Here is a 6,425-nt window from a genome sequence, read left to right as displayed (position 1 = left end):
CCGACGACGTCCGGGCCAACGCGCGCGCCTTCGACCGCGCGGACCGCGCCATGACCCGCGGCGCCGCGCGGCCCGGCCCCGACCGGCCGGCCGCCAGCGCTCTCCCGCCCGGGCTCGGCGCCTGGGGCGACCGGGTCGCGCAGGTCCACGGCCTCGTCTCGGGCCGGCCGCTGGAGGCGGTCTCGCTCCACGACTTCCCCAGCATGGAGTACGGCGACAACTACTTCCTGGCCGACGGCTACGGCAGCTATCTCGCCCGCCTGGCGGACGGCCTGCCGGTCGCGCTCGCGACGCCGGTGACCCGGATCGAATGGTCGGATGGCCGCGTCCGCGCGACCGGCGCGGACGGGACCGTCTACGTCGCCCGCGCGGTGATCGTGACGGTGCCGATGATGGTGCTCCGGGACGGGCCGACCTTCACGCCGCCGCTGCCGAACGCGGTCCGCGCCGCCATCGACGGCTTCACCACCGGCATCTACGAGCACGCGGTGCTGCACTGGCCGTCGAGCCCGTTCCGCGGCCGCGACCGGCTGGCGGCGATCCACGGCGGCCGGCGCGCCCCGCCGGGCCTCCTCACCCGCATCGACGACACGCCGTTCCACTACTACGAGCTCGACCTGCACGAGGCGGCGGCGATCGACGCGGCAGGATCCGGCGCGGACGGCGTGCGCCGCCATGTCCGCGCGGTCCTGGGCGAGCATTTCGGCCGGGCGCGGCTGCGCGACCTGACGATCCCCGCGGTGAGCGCATGGCGCCACGACCGGTGGTCGCGCGGCTCGTGGGCCGTGGTCCCGCCAGGCCACGCCCCGGCGCGGCAGGCCCTCCGCGCCGCCGTCGCCGACACGGTCTGGTTCGCCGGCGAGGCCCTGTCCCGGGAGCAGTGGGGCACGGTCGGGGGCGCCTACGCGGAGGGCGTGCGGGCCGCCGAGGCCGTGTCCGCCGTCGTACAGACGGGCGCCGGCGAGCGTATCCGGGCGGGCACAGGCTGAAGCGCGCGCGGCGCGAAAACTGCCGGAACGCTTGCCGCAGCCGGACAAGACAGGCATCCCCCGGCCGAAACGCGACAGGGGGCGGCGATGGATTGGGTCGAGGGCATCGGCTATCTCGGGACGGCGCTGACCATCACGGCGACGGCCATGAGCACGATGATCCCGCTGCGGATCATCTCGCTCTGCGCGAGCTGCGCCGTGATCACCTACGGCATCATGATCGGCAGCATGCCGGTGGTGCTGACCGAACTGATCCAGATGCCGTTCAACGCCTACCGGCTCTGGCAGATGCTGCGCCTCGTCCGGGACGTGGAGACGGCCGCCGAGAACGACCTGTCCCTGGAATGGCTCCGGCCCTTCGGCTCCCGACGCCCGTTCGGCATCGGCGAGGTGGTGTTCCGCAAGGGGGAACTCGCCACCGAGATGTACTACATCGAGAGCGGCGTGTTCCGGATCCCGGAGGTCGACCTCGAGGTGCGCCAGGGCGGGATCGTCGGCGAGCTCGGGCTCCTGTCGCCCGGCAACGCCCGCACCGCCTCGCTGGTCTGCGTCGAGGCGGGACACGCGCTGTGCGTGTCCTACTCGGACGTGAAGCAGCTCTACTACCAGAACCCCGAATTCGGGTTCTACTTCCTCAAGCTGACCAGCGAGCGGCTCTTCCAGGGCGTTCAGGGCATGTCCAAGCCCCAGGCGGTGGCCGGCGACGCGCTGTGAGGCGCCGCCGTCCGCCGTTCAGAGAACGCCGCTCAGAGCATGCTCGGCAGGATGCGGTCCGGCGGCCGGTGTCCGTCCATGAAGGTCTTGATGTTGATGATGACCTTCTCGCCCATGTCGGTGCGGCTCTCGTAGGTCGCCGAGCCCATGTGGGGCAGGAGGACGACCTTGCCCTGGCGGGCGAGCTTGACGAGACGCGGGCTGACGGCGGGTTCCTGCTCGAACACGTCGAGGCCGGCCGCCGAGACCTCGCCGCCCTCGATCAGGCGCGCCAGGGCGTTCTCGTCGATCACCTCGCCGCGGGCCGTGTTGACCACGATCGCCTCGGGCTTGAGCAGCTTGAGGCGCCGCGCCGAGAGCAGATGGTACGTGGCGGGCGTGTGCGGGCAGTTCACCGACACGATGTCGACGCGCGCCAGCATCTGGTCGAGGGACTCCCAGTAGGTCGCGTCCAGCGCGCTCTCGATGGCGGCCGGCACCCGGCGGCGGTTGTGATAGTGCACCTGCAGGCCGAAGGCGCGGGCGCGCTTGGCGAGCGCCTGGCCGATCCGGCCCATGCCGACGATGCCGAGGCGCTTGCCGGTGATGCGCCGGCCGAGCATCCAGGTCGGCGACCAGCCGGTGGTCCACTCGTCGTCCGGGATGATCCGCGCGCCCTCGGTGACCCGGCGGGCCACCGCGAGGATCAGCGCCATGGTCATGTCGGCGGTGTCCTCGGTCAGCACGCCGGGCGTATTGGTGACCGTGATGCCGCGCTCCAGCGCCGCCGCCACGTCGATATGATCGACGCCGTTGCCGAAATTGGCGATCAGGCGGAGGTTCGGGCCGGCCTGGGCGATCAGCCCGGCATCGATCTCGTCGGTCACGGTGGGGACGAGGACGTCGGCCTCGCGCAGGGCCGACGCCATGGCGTCCGGCGCCATCGGCGCGTCCTCGGAATTGAGCCGGACGTCGAACAGCTCGCGCATCCGCGTCTCGACGGCATCCGGCAGGCGCCGCGTCACGACCACCAGCGGCTTGCGCTTCGACACGTCTCTCTCCCCGTCAGCCCAGCGGCCTTGATCGCGGCTCGCGCCCGGCGGCGCCCGCCCGGACCGCGTTCCGCAAGCGTCCGTTAACCGAACTCGGCCAGACAGGATCGGTCACGGGGCGCCGGTTCCGGAGCCTGTTCCGACCCATCGGCCTCTCTACCAGAGGTGGGCCGGAACACAATCGGATGCGGACCGGTCCGCGTGTCGAACCGGCCCCGCTTTCGACATGTCCGGCGCCCAGCAACGCCACGTCTGGATAGGGAGACGACCATGCGCGTGTCACGCCTCAGCCTCGCCGTCGCGGCGGTGCTGGCCGGCGGCCTCGCGACCGGCGCTCGCGCGGCGCCACCCGCAGGCCCCGAGGCCGGGGTCGGGCCGGTGACCAAGCTGCCGCTGCCGCGCTACGCGAGCCTGAAGACCGACCGCGTCAACCTCCGCGAAGGCCCGTCGAAGGATCACCGGACGCTCTGGGTGTTCCAGCGGGCCGGCCTGCCGGTCGAGATCGTGGGCGAGTTCGAGACCTGGCGCCGGATCCGCGATTCGGAGGGCACCGAGGGCTGGGTGCTGCACTCGCTGCTGTCCGGGCGCCGCACCGCCATCGTCAACGCCGGCCCCGACAAGGGTGTCGAGAAGGCGGCCGTGTCGCTGCGGGCCAAGGCCGACGACGGCGCCGACGACGAGGCCAAGCTCCAGACCGGCGTGATCGGCAGCGTCAAGAGCTGCACCGGCACGTGGTGCCGCATGATCGTCGCGCTGCCCAACAAGCGGGACGTCGACGGCTACATCCGCCAGAATCGCCTGTGGGGCGTCTACCCGAACGAGGTCGTGGAGTAGCGGCCCGGGCGCCCCGACGGCGCCCGTCCGTCATCCCCGGTGGCGGCGCGCCAGCTCCCGGCACGCCGGCAGCCCGAAAAAGCGAAGGCCCGGACGATGCCGGGCCTCGCGTCGCTCGCGTACTGCGTTGGACCCGGGCCTCAGCCCTGGCGGCGGCCCGCCGGACGGCTGCGGCGCAGGCGCACGATCACCTCGACACCGGCGATCTCCATGCCCTCGGGCGCCTCGGGCAGCGAATCGACCGTGATGCCGCAATCCGGCATGTCGATCACCTGGCTCTCGTCCTCCAGGTAGAAATGGTGGTGCTCGGTCGGGTTCGTGTCGAAATAGGCCTTCGACCCGTCGAGCGCGAGCTGGCGCAGGAGCCCGGCCTCGGTGAACTGGTGCAGCGTGTTGTAGACGGTCGCCAGCGAGACCGGCACCTTGGCGCGCATCGCCTCGTCGTACAGCATCTCCGCCGTCAGGTGGCGGTCGCCGCGGCCGAAGAGCAGCCAGCCCAGGGACAGGCGCTGCCGCGTCGGGCGCAGGCCGGCCCGACGCAGACGGTCGCGCAGGTCGGACAGCGGACAGCCGCGGCGCGGAGTCCCGTTGGCCTCCAACTGGGGGGCGGGGACCCGGCCGTTGAAGACGGCCTGGAATGGCACCGGTTCGGACATCGCTGGACTGAACGCTCGACGAGGGGCCTGAAGGAACGGATGTCTCCTCAGTATATTGAAGTGGTCGGACAGTCGCAACCCGAGCGTTGCCGCATAACCCGCGGCTGCAGGCTTTGAAGGCGCGGCGCCCCGTGCTAACTCGCGCGCCAGCCGACGGGCCGAGTATAGTCGCCCGCGACGCGAAGATCGCGCACATCCGAGGAAACAGCCAACGCAATGCCGCCAGACGCCGAGACACAAGCGCAGGGTGCGAACCGCCGGTCGCACTATTCCTACGAGGATCTTCTGGCCTGCGGGCGCGGCGAACTCTTCGGATCCGGCAACGCGCAGTTGCCGCTGCCGCCGATGCTGATGTTCGACCGGATCACGTCCATCGGGACCGAGGGCGGCGCCCACGGCAAGGGGCACGTGACGGCCGAGCTCGACATCCGGCCGGACCTCTGGTTCTTCCCCTGCCATTTCCAGGGTGACCCGGTGATGCCGGGCTGCCTCGGCCTCGACGCCCTCTGGCAGATGCTGGGCTTCCATCTCGGCTGGCTGGGCTCGCCGGGCCGCGGGCGCGCCCTGGGCGTCGGCGAGGTGAAGCTCGCCGGCCAGGTGCTGCCGACGATCAAGAAGGTCGTCTACAATGTCGACGTGAAGCGGGTCCGTCAGGGCAAGCTCGTGCTCGGCATCGGCGACGGCTGGCTCGAGGCCGACGGCGAGCGCGTCTATCAGGTCCAGGACATGCGAGTCGGTCTGTTCCAGAGCTGAGCCGCAGCCGCCGCGCGTCCGGTTCGCGGCTTGGCCGCAACGCCGGACGGTCTCGGCGGTTGAGATTGTGTCCGCGTCACCTTAGCTGACCGTGACGCGGCCCGGGCGACCGGGACCGCGACGGAGGTAGTGTCACCATCATGCGCCGTGTCGTCATCACCGGGATGGGCATCGTCTCGTCCATCGGCAACAACACGCAGGAGGTGCTCGCCTCCCTGCGCGAGGCCCGCTCGGGCATCGCGCGCGACGCCAGCTACGCCGAGCACGGCTTCCGCAGCCAGGTCTCCGGCGCGCCCACCCTCGATCCCGAGGGCGTGGTGGACCGGCGCGCGATGCGCTTCCACGGCGGCGGGACCGCCTGGAACCACGTCGCCATGGATCAGGCGATCCAGGATGCCGGCCTGGATCAGGGCGACATCTCGAACGAGCGCACCGGCATCATCATGGGCTCGGGCGGTCCCTCGACCCGGGTGATCGTCGAGGCCGCCGGCATCGCGCGGGACAAGGGTCCCAAGCGAATCGGCCCGTTCGCCGTGCCGAAGGCGATGTCGTCGACCGCGTCGGCGACGCTCGCGACGTGGTTCAAGATCCGCGGCGTGAACTACTCGATCTCCTCTGCCTGCGCGACCTCGAATCACTGCATCGGCAACGCCGCCGAGATCATCCAGGGCGGCCGGCAGGACATCATCTTCGCGGGCGGCTGCGAGGATCTCGACTGGACGCTCTCGGTGCTGTTCGACGCCATGGGCGCCATGTCGTCGAAGTACAACGACACCCCGTCCCGCGCCTCCCGCGCCTACGACGCCAACCGCGACGGCTTCGTCATCGCGGGCGGCGCCGGCGTGCTGGTCCTCGAGGAGCTGGAGCACGCCAAGGCGCGCGGCGCCCGGATCTACGGCGAGGTCGCGGGCTACGGCGCCACCTCGGACGGCCACGACATGGTCGCCCCGTCGGGCGAGGGCGCCGTGCGCTGCATGCGCCAGGCGCTGGACGGGCTGAAGGGCGCGCGGATCGACTACATCAACCCGCACGCCACCTCGACCCCGGTCGGCGACGACAAGGAGATCGAGGCGATCCGCGAGGTGTTCGGCCGCGGCGAGGATTGCCCGCCGATCTCGGCCACCAAGTCGCTGACCGGCCATTCCCTGGGCGCCACCGGCGTGCAGGAGGCGATCTACAGCCTGCTGATGATGAACAACGGCTTCATCTGCGAGAGCGCGCACATCGACACGCTCGACCCGGCCTTCGCCGACATGCCGATCCTGCAGCAGCGCCGGGACAACGCGCAGCTCGGCCACGTGCTGACCAATTCCTTCGGCTTCGGCGGCACCAACGCCACCTTGGTCCTGAAGCACGTCGACGCCTGATCGCCGGGCGCGGAACCGCCGGCCGCGGGCCGGCGTTTACCCGCTGTTGAGATCTGGTGGTGGCGATGGGGACTTTCATCT

Annotated in this window: 7 protein-coding genes; 5 read left to right on the top strand and 2 right to left on the bottom strand. The window is 71.1% G+C overall.

The window, feature by feature from the left end; genetic code table 11:
* Both ACLBYE_RS17035 and ACLBYE_RS17030 read left to right on the top strand, forming a co-directional pair.
* Window positions 1–989: flavin monoamine oxidase family protein (locus ACLBYE_RS17035; protein WP_447695078.1), on the top strand; the 989-nt coding region annotated here is incomplete at its 5' end.
* 87 nt (window positions 990–1,076) lie between these two features.
* Window positions 1,077–1,703: a Crp/Fnr family transcriptional regulator gene (locus ACLBYE_RS17030; protein WP_447681413.1), complete on the top strand. Its 627-nt coding sequence runs from the start codon at window positions 1,077–1,079 to the stop codon at window positions 1,701–1,703.
* Between the two features lie 32 nt (window positions 1,704–1,735).
* Here ACLBYE_RS17030 and ACLBYE_RS17025 read toward each other — a convergent pair whose 3' ends face one another.
* Entirely contained in the window at window positions 1,736–2,734 is a 999-nt protein-coding gene (locus ACLBYE_RS17025; RefSeq protein WP_020092116.1) for a 2-hydroxyacid dehydrogenase, read from the bottom strand.
* A 270-nt stretch (window positions 2,735–3,004) separates the two neighbouring features.
* Between ACLBYE_RS17025 and ACLBYE_RS17020 the strand changes: the two genes are divergently transcribed.
* Window positions 3,005–3,568, top strand: coding sequence for an SH3 domain-containing protein (locus ACLBYE_RS17020; protein ID WP_331318133.1), 564 nt, complete (start codon window positions 3,005–3,007; stop codon window positions 3,566–3,568).
* Between the two features lie 140 nt (window positions 3,569–3,708).
* Here ACLBYE_RS17020 and irr read toward each other — a convergent pair whose 3' ends face one another.
* Entirely contained in the window at window positions 3,709–4,224 is a 516-nt protein-coding gene (gene irr, locus ACLBYE_RS17015) for a Fur family transcriptional regulator Irr (protein ID WP_012319639.1), read from the bottom strand.
* Window positions 4,225–4,440: 216 nt separating this feature from the next.
* Here irr and fabA point away from each other — a divergent pair, with 216 nt between their 5' ends.
* Together fabA and fabB are read left to right on the top strand one after the other, a co-directional pair.
* Window positions 4,441–4,977, top strand: a complete 537-nt coding sequence (gene fabA / locus ACLBYE_RS17010; RefSeq protein ID WP_020092118.1) for a 3-hydroxyacyl-[acyl-carrier-protein] dehydratase FabA — start codon at window positions 4,441–4,443, stop codon at window positions 4,975–4,977.
* A gap of 140 nt (window positions 4,978–5,117) precedes the next feature.
* A complete protein-coding gene (gene fabB / locus ACLBYE_RS17005; protein ID WP_056528916.1) occupies window positions 5,118–6,344 on the top strand; it encodes a beta-ketoacyl-ACP synthase I in 1,227 nt (408 codons plus the stop codon).
* The last annotated feature ends 81 nt before the right edge of the window (window positions 6,345–6,425 follow it).

The sequence above is a fragment of the Methylobacterium sp. A52T genome (assembly GCF_053346095.1).
The sequence above is the reverse complement of the archived record's forward strand: the minus strand, read 5'-3'. Positions and strand labels throughout refer to the sequence as shown.